The following is a 14,282-nucleotide window of genomic DNA, read 5'->3' as shown; positions in this document are numbered from 1 at the left end:
TCAGGATCGTCCGATATCGGACGAGGACTGAGAAATGGGAATCCGCAAGTACAAGCCGACGACTCCTGGCCGTCGTGGCGCCAGCGTCGCCGACTTCGTCGAGGTCACGCGGTCCACGCCGGAGAAGTCGCTGGTCCGTCCCCTGCACAGCAAGGGCGGCCGTAACAACGCCGGTCGTGTGACCGTTCGCCACCAGGGTGGCGGACACAAGCGCGCCTACCGTGTGATCGACTTCCGTCGTCACGACAAGGACGGCGTGCCGGCGAAGGTCGCGCACATCGAGTACGACCCCAACCGCACCGCGCGCATCGCGCTGCTGCACTACGCCGACGGCGAGAAGCGCTACATCCTCGCCCCGCGCAACCTGCAGCAGGGCGACACCGTGGAGAACGGTCCCGGGGCCGACATCAAGCCGGGCAACAACCTGGCCCTCCGCAACATCCCGGTCGGTACCACGATCCACGCGATCGAGCTCCGTCCCGGTGGCGGTGCCAAGTTCGCCCGCTCCGCCGGTGCCTCCGTGCAGCTGCTCGCGAAGGAGGGCGCCTACGCCCACCTCCGCATGCCGTCCGGTGAGATCCGCCTGGTCGACGTGCGCTGCCGCGCCACCGTCGGCGAGGTCGGCAACGCCGAGCAGAGCAACATCAACTGGGGCAAGGCGGGCCGCAAGCGGTGGCTGGGCGTTCGCCCGACCGTCCGTGGTGTGGTCATGAACCCGGTTGACCACCCGCACGGTGGTGGTGAGGGCCGGACCTCCGGTGGTCGCCACCCTGTGTCCCCGTGGGGCAAGAAGGAAGGCCGTACTCGTTCGCCCAAGAAGGCGTCGAACAAGTACATCGTCCGCCGCCGCAAGACGAACAAGAAGCGCTAAGGACGGGTTGAGATGCCTCGTAGCTTGAAGAAGGGGCCCTTCGTCGACGACCACCTGATGAAGAAGGTGGACACGCAGAACGAAGCCGGCACCAAGAACGTCATCAAGACCTGGTCCCGTCGCTCGATGATCGTCCCGGCCATGCTCGGCCACACGATCGCGGTGCACAACGGCAAGACCCACATCCCGGTGTTCGTCACCGAGTCGATGGTCGGCCACAAGCTCGGCGAGTTCTCGCCGACGCGCACCTTCCGGGGCCACGTCAAGGAAGACCGGAAGTCGAAGCGCCGCTAGTAGCGGATCGCATTCAGACACGTAAGTAACTGAAGGGACAACCATGGAAGCCAGGGCCCAGGCGCGGTACATCCGCGTCACGCCCATGAAGGCCCGCCGCGTGGTGGACCTCATCCGTGGCATGGACGCCACGGAGGCCCAGGCCGTCCTGCGATTCGCTCCGCAGGCCGCCTCGGTGCCGGTGGGCAAGGTGCTGGACAGCGCCATCGCCAACGCCGCGCACAACTACGACCACACCGATGTCGACAGCCTCTTCGTTTCCGAGGCCTACGTCGACGAGGGCCCGACCCTGAAGCGGTTCCGTCCGCGTGCCCAGGGCCGTGCCTACCGGATCCGCAAGCGGACCAGCCACATCACCGTGGTCGTCAGCAGCAAGGAAGGAACCCGGTAATGGGCCAGAAGGTAAACCCGCACGGGTTCCGGCTCGGTGTCACGACCGACTTCAAGTCGCGTTGGTACGCCGACAAGCTGTACAAGGACTACGTCAAGGAAGACGTCGCCATCCGTCGGATGATGACGTCCGGCATGGAGCGCGCCGGCATCTCGAAGGTCGAGATCGAGCGCACCCGTGACCGTGTGCGTGTGGACATCCACACCGCGCGTCCGGGCATCGTGATCGGCCGCCGTGGCGCCGAGGCCGACCGCATCCGCGGTGACCTCGAGAAGCTCACGGGCAAGCAGGTCCAGCTGAACATCCTCGAGGTCAAGAACCCCGAGACCGACGCTCAGCTGGTTGCCCAGGCCGTCGCCGAGCAGCTCTCCTCCCGCGTCTCCTTCCGCCGGGCCATGCGCAAGAGCATGCAGTCCGCCATGAAGGCCGGCGCCAAGGGCATCAAGATCCAGTGCGGTGGCCGCCTCGGCGGCGCCGAGATGTCCCGCTCGGAGTTCTACCGCGAGGGCCGCGTGCCCCTGCACACGCTCCGCGCGAACGTGGACTACGGCTTCTTCGAGGCCAAGACGACCTTCGGCCGCATCGGTGTGAAGGTCTGGATCTACAAGGGCGACGTCAAGAACATCGCCGAGGTCCGCGCCGAGAACGCTGCCGCCCGTGCGGGTAACCGCCCGGCCCGCGGTGGCGCCGACCGCCCGGCCCGTGGTGGCCGCGGTGGCGAGCGGCGCGGTCGCAAGCCGCAGCAGGCTGCCGGCGCCGAGGCCCCCAAGGCCGAGGCTCCCGCCGCCGCTCCGGCTGAGAGCACCGGAACGGAGGCCTGACCGTCATGCTGATCCCCCGTAGGGTCAAGCACCGCAAGCAGCACCACCCGAAGCGCAACGGTATGTCCAAGGGTGGAACGCAGGTTGCGTTCGGCGAGTACGGCATCCAGGCGCTGACCCCGGCCTACGTCACGAACCGCCAGATCGAGGCGGCTCGTATCGCGATGACCCGTCACATCAAGCGTGGCGGCAAGGTCTGGATCAACATCTACCCGGACCGTCCCCTCACCAAGAAGCCGGCCGAGACCCGCATGGGTTCCGGTAAGGGTTCTCCGGAGTGGTGGATCGCCAACGTCAAGCCCGGACGCGTGATGTTCGAGCTGTCGTACCCCAACGAGAAGATCGCCCGTGAGGCGCTGACGCGTGCGGCCCACAAGCTGCCGATGAAGTGCCGGATCGTCAAGCGCGAGGCAGGTGAAGCGTGATGTCGGCCGGTACCAAGGCGTCCGAGCTGCGCGAGCTGGGCAACGAGGAGCTTCTGGCGAAGCTCCGCGAGGCCAAGGAAGAGCTGTTCAACCTCCGCTTCCAGGCGGCGACGGGTCAGCTCGAGAACCACGGTCGGCTGAAGGCCGTCCGCAAGGACATCGCGCGGATCTACACCCTGATGCGTGAGCGCGAGCTGGGCATCGAGACGGTGGAGAGCGCCTGATGAGCGAGAGCAACGTGACTGAGAACACCGAAGCCCGAGGCTTCCGCAAGACCCGTGAGGGTCTGGTCGTCAGCGACAAGATGGACAAGACCGTCGTCGTCGCCGTCGAGGACCGTGTGAAGCACGCGCTGTACGGCAAGGTCATCCGCCGTACGAACAAGCTCAAGGCCCACGACGAGCAGAACGCTGCGGGCGTCGGCGACCGCGTCCTCCTCATGGAGACCCGGCCGCTGTCCGCGACGAAGCGCTGGCGCGTCGTCGAGATCCTCGAGAAGGCCAAGTAATTCCTGCGGGGCAGACCCCGCAGGTCAGTTCCGCCAGGCTCGGCAGGGGCTCCCTGAGAAGGCAGCCCCTGCCGGGAACCGGCAGACGATCAGGAGATAGACGTGATCCAGCAGGAGTCGCGACTGCGTGTCGCCGACAACACTGGTGCGAAGGAGATCCTTTGCATCCGTGTGCTCGGTGGCTCCGGTCGCCGCTACGCGGGCATCGGTGACGTCATCGTCGCCACCGTCAAGGACGCGATCCCCGGTGGCAACGTGAAGAAGGGTGACGTCGTCAAGGCGGTCATCGTTCGCACCGTCAAGGAGCGCCGCCGTCCGGACGGCTCGTACATCCGCTTCGACGAGAACGCCGCCGTCATTCTGAAGAACGACGGCGACCCTCGCGGCACCCGCATCTTCGGCCCGGTCGGGCGTGAGCTGCGCGAGAAGAAGTTCATGAAGATCATCTCGCTGGCTCCGGAGGTGCTGTAAGCATGAAGATCAAGAAGGGCGACCTGGTCCAGGTCATCACCGGCAAGGACAAGGGCAAGCAGGGCAAGGTCATTGCCGCTTACCCGCGCGAGGAGCGCGTCCTGGTCGAGGGTGTCAACCGGGTCAAGAAGCACACCAAGGCCGGTCCGACCGCCAGCGGTTCCCAGGCCGGCGGCATCGTGACCACCGAGGCCCCGATCCACGTGTCCAACGTCCAGCTGGTCGTGGAGAAGGACGGTCAGAAGGTCGTCACGCGTGTCGGCTACCGCTTCGACGAAGAGGGCAACAAGATCCGCGTTGCCAAGCGGACGGGTGAGGACATCTGATGGCTACCACCACCACTCCGCGTCTGAAGCAGAAGTACCGCGAGGAGATCGCGGGCAAGCTGCGTGACGAGTTCAAGTACGAGAACGTCATGCAGGTCCCGGGCCTCGTCAAGATCGTGGTCAACATGGGTGTGGGCGACGCCGCCCGCGACTCCAAGCTGATCGAGGGCGCCATCCGCGACCTCACCACGATCACCGGTCAGAAGCCGGCCGTCACCAAGGCCCGCAAGTCCATCGCGCAGTTCAAGCTGCGTGAGGGTCAGCCGATCGGTGCCCACGTCACGCTCCGTGGCGACCGCATGTGGGAGTTCCTGGACCGCACCCTGTCGCTCGCGCTGCCGCGCATCCGCGACTTCCGCGGCCTGTCCCCCAAGCAGTTCGACGGCCGTGGCAACTACACCTTCGGTCTCACGGAGCAGGTCATGTTCCACGAGATCGACCAGGACAAGATCGACCGCGTCCGGGGTATGGACATCACCGTGGTGACCACGGCGACCAACGACGAAGAGGGCCGTGCCCTTCTCCGTCACCTCGGCTTCCCGTTCAAGGAGGCGTGAGCGAGATGGCGAAGAAGGCTCTCATCGCGAAGGCTGCTCGCAAGCCCAAGTTCGGTGTGCGTGGCTACACCCGCTGCCAGCGCTGCGGCCGTCCCCACTCCGTGTACCGCAAGTTCGGCCTGTGCCGCGTGTGCCTTCGTGAGATGGCTCACCGTGGCGAGCTGCCGGGCGTGACCAAGAGCTCCTGGTAATCCCTGCTTTTAGGGATTCCTGGACCTCTCGGTAAGCAACCGGGACGGCAGGGGCGCCTGCCCTCATGGCTTAGGCTAGGAGGGTTGGGCCTCTGCCGCCCTGAACGACTTACTACGCCGTAGGTCCCCGCGCCGCACCCGTCCCGTCCATGTACGGGGAGAGGGATGGCGCATATAGGAAACCCCGGCGAGAAAGGCCACAGGCCAATTCATGACCATGACTGATCCGATCGCAGACATGCTGACGCGTCTGCGGAACGCGAACTCGGCGTACCACGACTCGGTGTCGATGCCGCACTCCAAGATCAAGTCGCACATCGCGGAGATCCTCCAGCAGGAGGGCTTCATCACGGGCTGGAAGGTCGAGGACGCCGAGGTCGGCAAGAACCTCGTCCTGGAGCTGAAGTTCGGCCCCAACCGTGAGCGCTCCATCGCGGGCATCAAGCGGATCTCCAAGCCCGGTCTCCGGGTGTACGCGAAGTCCACCAACCTGCCGAAGGTGCTCGGCGGCCTCGGCGTGGCGATCATCTCCACGTCGCACGGGCTCCTCACCGACAAGCAGGCCGGCAAGAAGGGCGTGGGTGGGGAAGTCCTCGCCTACGTCTGGTAGCAGAAGGGAACGGAGGAAACAGCTATGTCGCGCATCGGCAAGCTCCCCATCGCGGTTCCCGCCGGCGTGGACGTCACCATCGACGGCCGCACGGTCTCGGTCAAGGGCCCCAAGGGCTCGCTGACCCACACCGTTGCCGCGCCGATCGACATCGCTAAGGGCGAGGACGGCACCCTCCAGGTGACCCGCCCGAACGACGAGCGTCAGAGCAAGGCCCTGCACGGCCTCTCCCGCACGCTGGTGGCGAACATGATCACCGGCGTGACCCAGGGTTACGTGAAGAAGCTCGAGATCAGCGGTGTCGGTTACCGAGTGACCGCCAAGGGTTCCAACCTGGAGTTCGCTCTCGGTTACAGCCACCCGATCGTGGTCGAGGCCCCCGAGGGCATCACCTTCAAGGTGGAGACCCCGACCCGTTTCTCGGTCGAGGGCATCGACAAGCAGAAGGTCGGCGAGGTTGCGGCCAACATCCGCAAGCTGCGCAAGCCCGACCCGTACAAGGCCAAGGGCGTCAAGTACGAGGGCGAAGTCATCCGCCGCAAGGTCGGAAAGGCGGGTAAGTAAGCCATGGCATACGGGCAGAAGATCCTCAAGGGCGACGCCTACAAGCGCGCCGCGATCAAGCGCCGTCACATCCGGATCCGCAAGAAGGTGTCCGGTACGGCGGAGCGTCCCCGTCTGGTCGTGACCCGCTCCAACCGCCACATCGTGGCGCAGGTGATCGACGACCTGAAGGGCCACACCCTGGCGTCGGCGTCCACCCTGGACGCGTCGATCCGTGGTGGCGAGGCGGACAAGTCCGCGCAGGCCAAGCAGGTCGGCGCGCTGGTCGCCGAGCGTGCCAAGGCCGCCGGTGTCGAGGCCGTCGTGTTCGACCGAGGTGGCAACCAGTACGCCGGGCGCATCGCCGCCCTGGCGGACGCCGCCCGCGAAGCCGGGCTCAAGTTCTGAGCCGCTTGTAGCTAGCGGAAAGAGAGAGGTAATCCAATGGCTGGACCCCAGCGCCGCGGAAGCGGTGCCGGTGGCGGCGAGCGGCGGGACCGGAAGGGCCGTGACGGCGGCGCTGCTGCCGCCGAGAAGACCGCGTACGTCGAGCGCGTCGTCGCGATCAACCGCGTCGCCAAGGTTGTGAAGGGTGGTCGTCGCTTCAGCTTCACCGCGCTGGTCGTGGTGGGCGACGGTGACGGCACCGTGGGTGTCGGGTACGGCAAGGCCAAGGAGGTGCCGGCCGCCATCGCCAAGGGCGTTGAGGAGGCCAAGAAGCACTTCTTCAAGGTCCCCCGGATCCAGGGCACCATCCCCCACCCCATCCAGGGTGAGAAGGCTGCCGGCGTCGTGCTGCTCAAGCCCGCGTCCCCGGGTACCGGTGTGATCGCCGGTGGTCCGGTGCGTGCCGTGCTCGAGTGCGCCGGTATCCACGACGTGCTGTCGAAGTCGCTCGGCTCCGACAACGCGATCAACATCGTGCACGCGACCGTGGAGGCCCTGAAGGGTCTGCAGCGCCCCGAGGAGATCGCGGCCCGCCGTGGTCTGCCGCTCGAGGACGTCGCTCCCGCGGCCCTGCTGCGTGCGCGTGCCGGGGTGGGTGCGTAATCATGGCGCAGCTCAAGATCACGCAGGTCAAGTCCTACATCGGCAGCAAGCAGAACCACCGTGACACCCTGCGGTCGCTTGGTCTCAAGGGGATCAACACCGTGGTCGTCAAGGAGGACCGCCCCGAGTTCCGCGGCATGGTGCACACCGTCCGCCACCTCGTGACGGTCGAGGAGGTCGACTGATCATGGCGGAGCAGAACCCGCTGAAGATCCACAACCTCCGTCCCGCCCCGGGCGCCAAGACCGCCAAGACCCGTGTCGGTCGTGGTGAGGCGTCGAAGGGTAAGACGGCCGGTCGTGGTACCAAGGGCACCAAGGCCCGCTACCAGGTTCCGGAGCGCTTCGAGGGTGGCCAGATGCCGCTCCACATGCGCCTCCCGAAGCTGAAGGGCTTCAAGAACCCGTTCAAGACCGAGTACCAGGTCGTGAACCTCGACAAGCTGGCCGCGCTCTACCCCGAGGGTGGCGAGGTCACGGTCGAGGGTCTGGTGGCCAAGGGTGCCGTTCGCAAGAACAGCCTCGTCAAGGTCCTCGGCCAGGGCGAGGTCTCCGTGGCGCTGCAGGTGACGGTCGACGCCGTCTCCGGCTCCGCCAAGGAGAAGATCACCGCCGCCGGCGGCACGGTCACCGAGCTCGTCTGAGTCCTTCGGACGACGCCTCGATGACGTAAACGATCCCGACCGGGGATACCTCACAATGGGGTATCCCCGGTTGGTCGTTCCTAGGGGGGCAGTGTCGCCGGTAAGGTGGCCTGCACTGTTCTTTTTCGTATTCGTCGAACTCAGACCGTCACCCTTGACGCAGTTGCGCGGGGGTCGCAGGAGGCACCGTGCTCACCGCGTTCGCCCGGGCGTTCAGGACGCCCGACCTGCGCAAGAAGCTGCTCTTCACGCTGGGCATCATCGTGGTCTACCGGGTCGGTACCCACATCCCGATCCCCGGCGTGAACTACAAGGCAGTCCAGACCTGTGTGAACGAGGCCCAGGGCAACCAGGGCCTGTTCGGCCTCGTGAACATGTTCAGTGGTGGTGCGCTGCTGCAGATCACGGTCTTCGCGCTCGGCATCATGCCGTACATCACGGCCAGCATCATCCTTCAGCTGCTGACCGTGGTCATCCCGCGCCTGGAAGCCCTGAAGAAGGAGGGCCAGGCCGGCACGGCGAAGATCACGCAGTACACCCGTTACCTCACCGTGGCGCTCGCCATCCTGCAGGGCACCGGCCTGGTCGCCACCGCCCGCAGCGGCGCGCTCTTCAGCGGTTGCTCGGTCGCCACGAGCATCGTCCCGGACCAGGCGATCTTCACCACGATCACCATGGTCATCTGCATGACCGCGGGTACGGCCGTCGTGATGTGGCTCGGTGAGCTGGTCACCGACCGCGGTATCGGCAACGGCATGTCGATCCTGATGTTCATCTCGATCGCCGCGACCTTCCCGTCCGCGCTGTGGGCCATCAAGAAGCAGGGCACCCTGGCCGGCGGCTGGATCGAGTTCGGCACCGTCATCGCGGTGGGCCTGGTCATGGTCGCGCTCGTCGTCTTCGTCGAGCAGGCCCAGCGCCGCATCCCGGTGCAGTACGCGAAGCGCATGATCGGACGCCGTTCCTACGGCGGCACGTCCACGTACATCCCGCTCAAGGTCAACCAGGCGGGTGTGATTCCCGTCATCTTCGCCTCCTCGCTGCTCTACATCCCGGCGCTCGTGGCGCAGTTCGCGGGAGGCAAGTCGGGCTGGAAGACTTGGGTCGAGCAGAACCTCACCAAGGGCGACCACCCGATTTACATCGTTTCGTACTTCTTGCTCATCGTTTTCTTCGCGTTCTTCTACGTGGCGATCTCCTTCAACCCCGAAGAAGTAGCCGACAACATGAAGAAGTATGGTGGCTTCATCCCGGGCATCCGGGCTGGCCGACCGACCGCTGAGTACCTGAGCTACGTGCTCAACCGGATCACCTGGCCGGGTTCGCTGTATCTGGGTCTGATCGCTCTCGTACCGACAATGGCGTTGGTGGGCTTCGGGGCAAGCCAGAACTTCCCCTTCGGCGGGACCAGCATCCTGATCATCGTGGGTGTCGGCCTCGAGACGGTGAAGCAGATCGAGAGCCAGCTCCAGCAGCGCAATTACGAAGGGTTCCTCCGCTGATGCGTATCGTCCTCGTCGGGCCGCCGGGTGCCGGTAAGGGAACGCAGGCCGTCCGGCTCGCAGAGAAGCTGGACGTCCCGCACATCTCCACGGGCGACCTGTTCCGGGCCAACATCAGTCGGCAGACGGAGCTGGGCAAGCTCGCGAAGTCCTACATGGACGCCGGCAACCTCGTTCCCGACGAGGTGACGATCGCGATGGCCAAGGACCGCATGGAGCAGCCGGACGCGGAGAACGGCTTCCTGCTGGACGGCTTCCCGCGCAACGTCTCGCAGGCGGAGGCGCTGGACGAGCTGCTGCAGACCGAGGGCATCACCCTGGACGCCGTCCTGGACCTGGAGGTCCCCGAGGACGAGGTCGTCAAGCGCATCGCCGGCCGGCGCATCTGCCGGAACGACTCCTCCCACGTCTTCCACGTGACGTACAGCCCGCCCAAGCAGGAGGGCGTCTGCGACGTCTGCGGCGGCGAGCTGTACCAGCGCGACGACGACTCCGAGGAGACCGTCCGCAAGCGGCTGGAGGTCTACCACACGCAGACCGAGCCGATCATCGACTACTACAAGGCGCAGGGCCTGGTCGTGACGATCTCCTCCCTGGGCCCGGTGGACGAGATCACGCGGCGGGCGCTGGAGGCCCTCAAGCGCGAGAAGGCCGAGAAGTAGCTCCCGGCCCTTCCGGCCGCGGTGCCCTCCCCGGGGCGCCGCGGCCGTACTGTTGTACAGGTATCCCCAGTCGGTGTGAGTGACGGAGAGCGCAGGCCCCCCATGGTGCAGATCAAGACCCCCGAGCAGATCGCGAAGATGCGGGCGGCGGGCCTGGTCGTAGCCGCCATCCACGCGGCCACCCGCGAGGCCGCCGTGCCGGGCGCCACCACCAAGGACCTGGACGAGGTGGCCCGCAAGGTCCTCGCCGAGCACGGCGCCAAGTCGAACTTCCTGGGCTACGGCGGCTTCCCCGCCACCATCTGCACCTCCGTGAACGACGTGGTCGTCCACGGCATCCCCTCCGACGACGTCGTCCTCAAGGACGGCGACATCATCTCCATCGACTGCGGCGCGATCGTCGACGGCTGGCACGGCGACGCGGCCTACACCGCGTTCGTGGGCTCCGGTCACGCCCCGGAGCTGATCGAGCTGTCCCGGGTGACGGAAGAGTCGATGTGGGCCGGTATCGCGGCCATGAAGCAGGGCAACCGCCTGGTCGACATCTCCCGGGCGATCGAGACGTACATCCGCCGCCAGCCCAAGCCGGGCGGCGGCCGGTACGGGATCATCGAGGACTACGGCGGCCACGGCATCGGCACCGAGATGCACATGGACCCGCACCTGCTGAACTACGTCGACCGCCGGCGCGGCAAGGGCCCCAAGCTGGTCCCGGGCTTCTGCCTCGCGATCGAGCCGATGGTGTCGCTGGGCACCCCGCGCACCGAGGTCCTGTCGGACGACTGGACGGTCATCACCACCGACGGCACCTGGTCCTCCCACTGGGAGCACTCAGTCGCCCTGACGGAGCAGGGCCCGCTGGTCCTGACGGCCCCCGACGGCGGCAGGGCCAAGCTCGCCGAGTACGGCGTCACGGCGGCACCGGACCCGCTCGCTTAACGATCTCCCCCGTAGGGCAGACTTCCTCGATTCGCCTTTCGGGGTGCGCCGACGTAGACTGACTCGTCGGCTCTCGTGCACCCGCATGTCCGCATGCTCCCGCAAGGGAATCCCAGGGATCGCCTGAGAGTCGATCAAGGTAGTCGATTCGAAGGGCGAAGCGTGGCCAAGAAGCAAGGTGCCATCGAGATCGAGGGCACTGTCGTCGAGTCTCTGCCGAACGCCATGTTCAAGGTCGAGCTCCAGAACGGCCACCAGGTCCTGGCACACATCAGCGGCAAGATGCGTATGCACTACATCCGCATCCTCCCTGACGACCGGGTCGTGGTGGAGCTGTCTCCGTACGACCTGACGCGTGGCCGGATCGTCTACCGGTACAAGTAGATCTTGCCCGCGCCCCGGGCCCGCCCGGTGCGATGGCACTGACCCGGAGAACCTCACCCCATGAAGGTCAAGCCGAGCGTCAAGAAGATCTGCGACAAGTGCAGGGTGATCCGCCGTCACGGCCGGGTCATGGTCATCTGCGAGAACCCGCGCCACAAGCAGCGCCAGGGCTGACGCACGACCATCACCCTCTGCACCTCTATCGCAGAGTTTTCGCGCGACGCGAGCTGAATATGTTCATACGCAGAGCCCGAGCCATCCAGCTCGACACCCCCGGTTCGGAGGCCGGGGACCCGGTTCGTACCTAGTACGGCGGCCGGGAGCCGGTTCTGTGGAAGACCTCCGAAGATTCACCAGGAGCCATTGAATGGCACGCGTTTCCGGTGTCGACATCCCGCGCGACAAGCGCGTGGAGATCGCCCTCACCTACGTGTTCGGCATCGGCCGGACCCTCTCGAAGGAGACGCTGGCTGCGACCGGCGTCGACCCGAACACCCGCGTTCGTGACCTGACCGAAGAGCAGCTGGTCGCGATCCGCGAGTACGTCGACAACAACATCAAGACCGAGGGTGACCTCCGTCGCGAGATCCAGGCCGACATCCGCCGCAAGGTGGAGATCGGTACCTACCAGGGTCTCCGTCACCGTCGCGGTCTGCCCGTCCGCGGTCAGCGCACCAGCACCAACGCCCGCACCCGCAAGGGCCCGCGTCGCGCCATCGCCGGCAAGAAGAAGCCGGGCAAGAAGTAGTCCGCAGCGGACACCTGTCCACGGTCTTCGCTGTAGGACCGACCACCTCCCTCTAGGAGTTTGTAGATGCCCCCCAAGGGACGTCAGGGCGCTGCCAAGAAGGTGCGCCGCAAGGAAAAGAAGAACGTCGCTCACGGCCACGCGCACATCAAGAGCACGTTCAACAACACGATCGTCTCGATCACGGACCCGTCCGGCAACGTGATCTCCTGGGCCTCCGCCGGCCACGTCGGCTTCAAGGGCTCCCGGAAGTCCACGCCGTTCGCCGCGCAGATGGCCGCCGAGTCGGCCGCCCGCCGCGCCCAGGAGCACGGCATGCGCAAGGTCGACGTGTTCGTCAAGGGCCCGGGTTCCGGTCGTGAGACCGCGATCCGCTCGCTGCAGGCCACGGGCCTCGAGGTCGGCTCCATCCAGGACGTCACCCCGACCCCGCACAACGGCTGCCGTCCGCCGAAGCGTCGTCGCGTCTGACGCTTCCCCGGTCGCTGGTCGCGGGCGGTACGGCTCTTTCGGGTCGTGCCGCCCGTACCCTTGCAGTACCCGCGCTTCTCCGGCGCGGTTTCCGTCGGACGTCAAATAGCGGGCGTCCACGAAAGAAGGATCTGATCCACACATGCTGATCGCTCAGCGTCCCTCGTTGACCGAAGAGGTCGTCGACGAGTTCCGCTCCCGGTTCGTGATCGAGCCGCTGGAGCCGGGCTTCGGCTACACCCTCGGCAACTCCCTCCGCCGTACCCTCCTCTCCTCGATCCCCGGTGCCGCTGTCACCAGCATCCGGATCGACGGCGTGCTGCACGAGTTCACCACCGTGCCGGGCGTCAAGGAGGACGTCACCGACCTGATCCTCAACATCAAGCAGCTGGTCGTCTCCTCGGAGCACGACGAGCCGGTCGTGATGTACCTGCGCAAGCAGGGCCCGGGTCTGGTCACGGCCGCCGACATCGCGCCCCCGGCCGGCGTCGAGGTGCACAACCCCGACCTCGTCCTCGCCACGCTCAACGGCAAGGGCAAGCTGGAGATGGAGCTGACGGTCGAGCGCGGCCGCGGTTACGTCTCCGCCGTGCAGAACAAGCAGGTGGGCCAGGAGATCGGCCGTATCCCGGTCGACTCCATCTACTCGCCGGTGCTGAAGGTCACGTACAAGGTCGAGGCCACGCGTGTCGAGCAGCGCACCGACTTCGACAAGCTGATCGTCGACGTCGAGACCAAGCAGGCGATGCGTCCGCGTGACGCCATGGCCTCCGCGGGCAAGACCCTGGTCGAGCTGTTCGGTCTCGCGCGCGAGCTGAACATCGACGCCGAGGGCATCGACATGGGTCCGTCCCCGACGGACGCCGCGCTCGCCGCCGACCTGGCGCTGCCGATCGAGGAGCTGGAGCTCACCGTTCGGTCGTACAACTGCCTCAAGCGCGAGGGCATCCACTCCGTGGGTGAGCTGGTCGCGCGCTCCGAGGCCGACCTGCTGGACATCCGCAACTTCGGTGCGAAGTCCATCGACGAGGTCAAGGCGAAGCTGGCCGGCATGGGCCTGGCCCTCAAGGACAGCCCGCCCGGATTCGACCCGACCGCCGCCGCGGACGCGTTCGGTGCCGATGACGACGCTGACGCCGGTTTCGTGGAGACCGAGCAGTACTAAGAGCTCCGCGGGGAGGCCGTACTGCTTCTGCGGACCGGTCGTGGCTGGTCGCGCAGTTCCCCGCGCCCCTTCCGGGGCGCCCCTTCGGGGACGCCCCGGATCTCCGACGAGCAACCGCTCGCTCGGATACTGACCCCGGTACCTGACACGGCCGGGGCAGACACACAGGAGAAGAACCATGCCGAAGCCCACCAAGGGTGCCCGTCTGGGCGGCAGCGCCGCGCACGAGAAGCTCCTCCTCGCGAACCTCGCGAAGAGCCTCTTCGAGCACGGCCGTATCACCACCACCGAGGCGAAGGCCCGTCGCCTGCGTCCGTACGCCGAGCGTCTGATCACCAAGGCGAAGAAGGGTGACCTTCACAACCGCCGCCAGGTGCTTCAGGTCATCACGGACAAGAGCGTCGTCCACACGCTCTTCACCGAGATCGGCCCGCGCTACGAGAACCGTCCCGGTGGCTACACCCGCATCACCAAGATCGGTAACCGCCGTGGCGACAACGCGCCCATGGCCGTCATCGAGCTGGTCGAGGCGCTGACGGTGCAGCAGAAGGCCGTGGGTGAGGCCGAGGCCGCCACCAAGCGCGCGGTCAAGGAGGCCGACGAGGCGAAGGCCGAGGAGACCAAGGTCGAGGAGACCGAGGCCGCCGAGGCTCCCGCCGAGGAGTCGAAGGACGCGTAAGCGTTCTGCCCCCAGGGCGATGGCGGGCCCG

Annotated in this window: 26 protein-coding genes; all 26 read left to right on the top strand. The window is 66.5% G+C overall.

All coding sequences use genetic code 11. The annotated features are described in order from the left end of the window. The first annotated feature begins 34 nt into the window (after positions 1–34). The 26 genes from rplB (at position 35) to rplQ (ending at position 14,251) form a co-directional block, all read left to right on the top strand. On the top strand, positions 35–871 hold the full coding sequence (rplB, locus tag ABZV94_RS03865; protein WP_030601203.1) for a 50S ribosomal protein L2: 837 nt from the start codon (positions 35–37) through the stop codon (positions 869–871). Positions 872–883: 12 nt separating this feature from the next. Next, positions 884–1,165, top strand: a complete 282-nt coding sequence (rpsS, locus tag ABZV94_RS03860) for a 30S ribosomal protein S19 (RefSeq protein WP_030641188.1) — start codon at positions 884–886, stop codon at positions 1,163–1,165. Positions 1,166–1,208: 43 nt separating this feature from the next. Beyond that, entirely contained in the window at positions 1,209–1,556 is a 348-nt protein-coding gene (gene rplV / locus ABZV94_RS03855) for a 50S ribosomal protein L22 (protein WP_030778516.1), read from the top strand. After that, positions 1,556–2,377: a 30S ribosomal protein S3 gene (gene rpsC, locus ABZV94_RS03850; RefSeq protein ID WP_014674374.1), complete on the top strand. Its 822-nt coding sequence runs from the start codon at positions 1,556–1,558 to the stop codon at positions 2,375–2,377. The genes rplV and rpsC overlap by 1 nt, the downstream gene beginning before the upstream one ends. A 5-nt stretch (positions 2,378–2,382) precedes the next feature. Next, positions 2,383–2,802 carry a 50S ribosomal protein L16 gene (gene rplP, locus ABZV94_RS03845; protein WP_009190136.1) on the top strand — a complete coding sequence of 140 codons (420 nt, stop codon included), beginning with the start codon at positions 2,383–2,385 and terminating at the stop codon, positions 2,800–2,802. Continuing rightward, entirely contained in the window at positions 2,802–3,026 is a 225-nt protein-coding gene (gene rpmC, locus ABZV94_RS03840; protein WP_003974259.1) for a 50S ribosomal protein L29, read from the top strand. The genes rplP and rpmC overlap by 1 nt, the downstream gene beginning before the upstream one ends. Then, positions 3,026–3,310: a 30S ribosomal protein S17 gene (gene rpsQ, locus ABZV94_RS03835; protein ID WP_014674375.1), complete on the top strand. Its 285-nt coding sequence runs from the start codon at positions 3,026–3,028 to the stop codon at positions 3,308–3,310. Before rpmC ends, rpsQ begins: the two co-directional genes overlap by 1 nt. A 102-nt stretch (positions 3,311–3,412) precedes the next feature. Beyond that, on the top strand, positions 3,413–3,781 hold the full coding sequence (rplN, locus tag ABZV94_RS03830) for a 50S ribosomal protein L14 (protein ID WP_003998823.1): 369 nt from the start codon (positions 3,413–3,415) through the stop codon (positions 3,779–3,781). A 2-nt stretch (positions 3,782–3,783) separates the two neighbouring features. Continuing rightward, positions 3,784–4,107 (top strand): 50S ribosomal protein L24, encoded by a 324-nt coding sequence (rplX, locus tag ABZV94_RS03825; protein ID WP_014674376.1) that lies wholly within the window; start codon positions 3,784–3,786, stop codon positions 4,105–4,107. Then, positions 4,107–4,664, top strand: a complete 558-nt coding sequence (gene rplE / locus ABZV94_RS03820) for a 50S ribosomal protein L5 (protein WP_030345436.1) — start codon at positions 4,107–4,109, stop codon at positions 4,662–4,664. The genes rplX and rplE overlap by 1 nt, the downstream gene beginning before the upstream one ends. A 5-nt stretch (positions 4,665–4,669) precedes the next feature. Continuing rightward, positions 4,670–4,855 carry a type Z 30S ribosomal protein S14 gene (locus ABZV94_RS03815; protein WP_003948630.1) on the top strand — a complete coding sequence of 62 codons (186 nt, stop codon included), beginning with the start codon at positions 4,670–4,672 and terminating at the stop codon, positions 4,853–4,855. A 211-nt stretch (positions 4,856–5,066) separates the two neighbouring features. After that, positions 5,067–5,465: a 30S ribosomal protein S8 gene (gene rpsH, locus ABZV94_RS03810; RefSeq protein WP_014674378.1), complete on the top strand. Its 399-nt coding sequence runs from the start codon at positions 5,067–5,069 to the stop codon at positions 5,463–5,465. 24 nt (positions 5,466–5,489) lie between these two features. Next, positions 5,490–6,029 (top strand): 50S ribosomal protein L6, encoded by a 540-nt coding sequence (gene rplF / locus ABZV94_RS03805; RefSeq protein WP_356336827.1) that lies wholly within the window; start codon positions 5,490–5,492, stop codon positions 6,027–6,029. A 3-nt stretch (positions 6,030–6,032) separates the two neighbouring features. Then, positions 6,033–6,416 (top strand): 50S ribosomal protein L18, encoded by a 384-nt coding sequence (rplR, locus tag ABZV94_RS03800; RefSeq protein WP_356336824.1) that lies wholly within the window; start codon positions 6,033–6,035, stop codon positions 6,414–6,416. Positions 6,417–6,452: 36 nt separating this feature from the next. Continuing rightward, positions 6,453–7,058 (top strand): 30S ribosomal protein S5, encoded by a 606-nt coding sequence (rpsE, locus tag ABZV94_RS03795; RefSeq protein ID WP_014674381.1) that lies wholly within the window; start codon positions 6,453–6,455, stop codon positions 7,056–7,058. Positions 7,059–7,060: 2 nt separating this feature from the next. Continuing rightward, positions 7,061–7,243 carry a 50S ribosomal protein L30 gene (rpmD, locus tag ABZV94_RS03790; RefSeq protein WP_003998814.1) on the top strand — a complete coding sequence of 61 codons (183 nt, stop codon included), beginning with the start codon at positions 7,061–7,063 and terminating at the stop codon, positions 7,241–7,243. 2 nt (positions 7,244–7,245) lie between these two features. Then, positions 7,246–7,701, top strand: a complete 456-nt coding sequence (gene rplO, locus ABZV94_RS03785) for a 50S ribosomal protein L15 (RefSeq protein ID WP_030745257.1) — start codon at positions 7,246–7,248, stop codon at positions 7,699–7,701. Between the two features lie 188 nt (positions 7,702–7,889). Further along, positions 7,890–9,203, top strand: coding sequence for a preprotein translocase subunit SecY (gene secY, locus ABZV94_RS03780; RefSeq protein WP_014674383.1), 1,314 nt, complete (start codon positions 7,890–7,892; stop codon positions 9,201–9,203). Next, entirely contained in the window at positions 9,203–9,865 is a 663-nt protein-coding gene (locus ABZV94_RS03775; RefSeq protein WP_356336820.1) for an adenylate kinase, read from the top strand. The genes secY and ABZV94_RS03775 overlap by 1 nt, the downstream gene beginning before the upstream one ends. 102 nt (positions 9,866–9,967) lie before the next feature. Beyond that, positions 9,968–10,804, top strand: coding sequence for a type I methionyl aminopeptidase (map, locus tag ABZV94_RS03770; RefSeq protein ID WP_356336818.1), 837 nt, complete (start codon positions 9,968–9,970; stop codon positions 10,802–10,804). 162 nt (positions 10,805–10,966) lie between these two features. Further along, the gene (infA, locus tag ABZV94_RS03765) at positions 10,967–11,188 is read left to right on the top strand and encodes a translation initiation factor IF-1 (protein ID WP_003948620.1); all 222 of its coding nucleotides are present in this window, start codon (positions 10,967–10,969) and stop codon (positions 11,186–11,188) included. Between the two features lie 60 nt (positions 11,189–11,248). After that, the gene (gene rpmJ, locus ABZV94_RS03760; RefSeq protein ID WP_003998809.1) at positions 11,249–11,362 is read left to right on the top strand and encodes a 50S ribosomal protein L36; all 114 of its coding nucleotides are present in this window, start codon (positions 11,249–11,251) and stop codon (positions 11,360–11,362) included. 193 nt (positions 11,363–11,555) lie between these two features. Further along, positions 11,556–11,936 (top strand): 30S ribosomal protein S13, encoded by a 381-nt coding sequence (gene rpsM, locus ABZV94_RS03755; RefSeq protein WP_030641206.1) that lies wholly within the window; start codon positions 11,556–11,558, stop codon positions 11,934–11,936. Positions 11,937–12,002: 66 nt separating this feature from the next. Beyond that, a complete protein-coding gene (gene rpsK, locus ABZV94_RS03750) occupies positions 12,003–12,407 on the top strand; it encodes a 30S ribosomal protein S11 (protein ID WP_003956432.1) in 405 nt (134 codons plus the stop codon). 142 nt (positions 12,408–12,549) lie between these two features. Then, positions 12,550–13,572 (top strand): DNA-directed RNA polymerase subunit alpha, encoded by a 1,023-nt coding sequence (locus ABZV94_RS03745; RefSeq protein ID WP_003966937.1) that lies wholly within the window; start codon positions 12,550–12,552, stop codon positions 13,570–13,572. A gap of 178 nt (positions 13,573–13,750) precedes the next feature. Then, positions 13,751–14,251: a 50S ribosomal protein L17 gene (gene rplQ, locus ABZV94_RS03740; protein ID WP_356336815.1), complete on the top strand. Its 501-nt coding sequence runs from the start codon at positions 13,751–13,753 to the stop codon at positions 14,249–14,251. Positions 14,252–14,282: the final 31 nt, after the last annotated feature.

This window comes from Streptomyces sp. NPDC004658 (assembly GCF_040609555.1).
In the GTDB taxonomy this organism is placed as follows: Bacteria; Actinomycetota; Actinomycetes; order Streptomycetales; family Streptomycetaceae; genus Streptomyces.
Note: the sequence above shows the minus strand (reverse complement) of the source record. Positions and strands in the feature narration are given on the sequence as shown.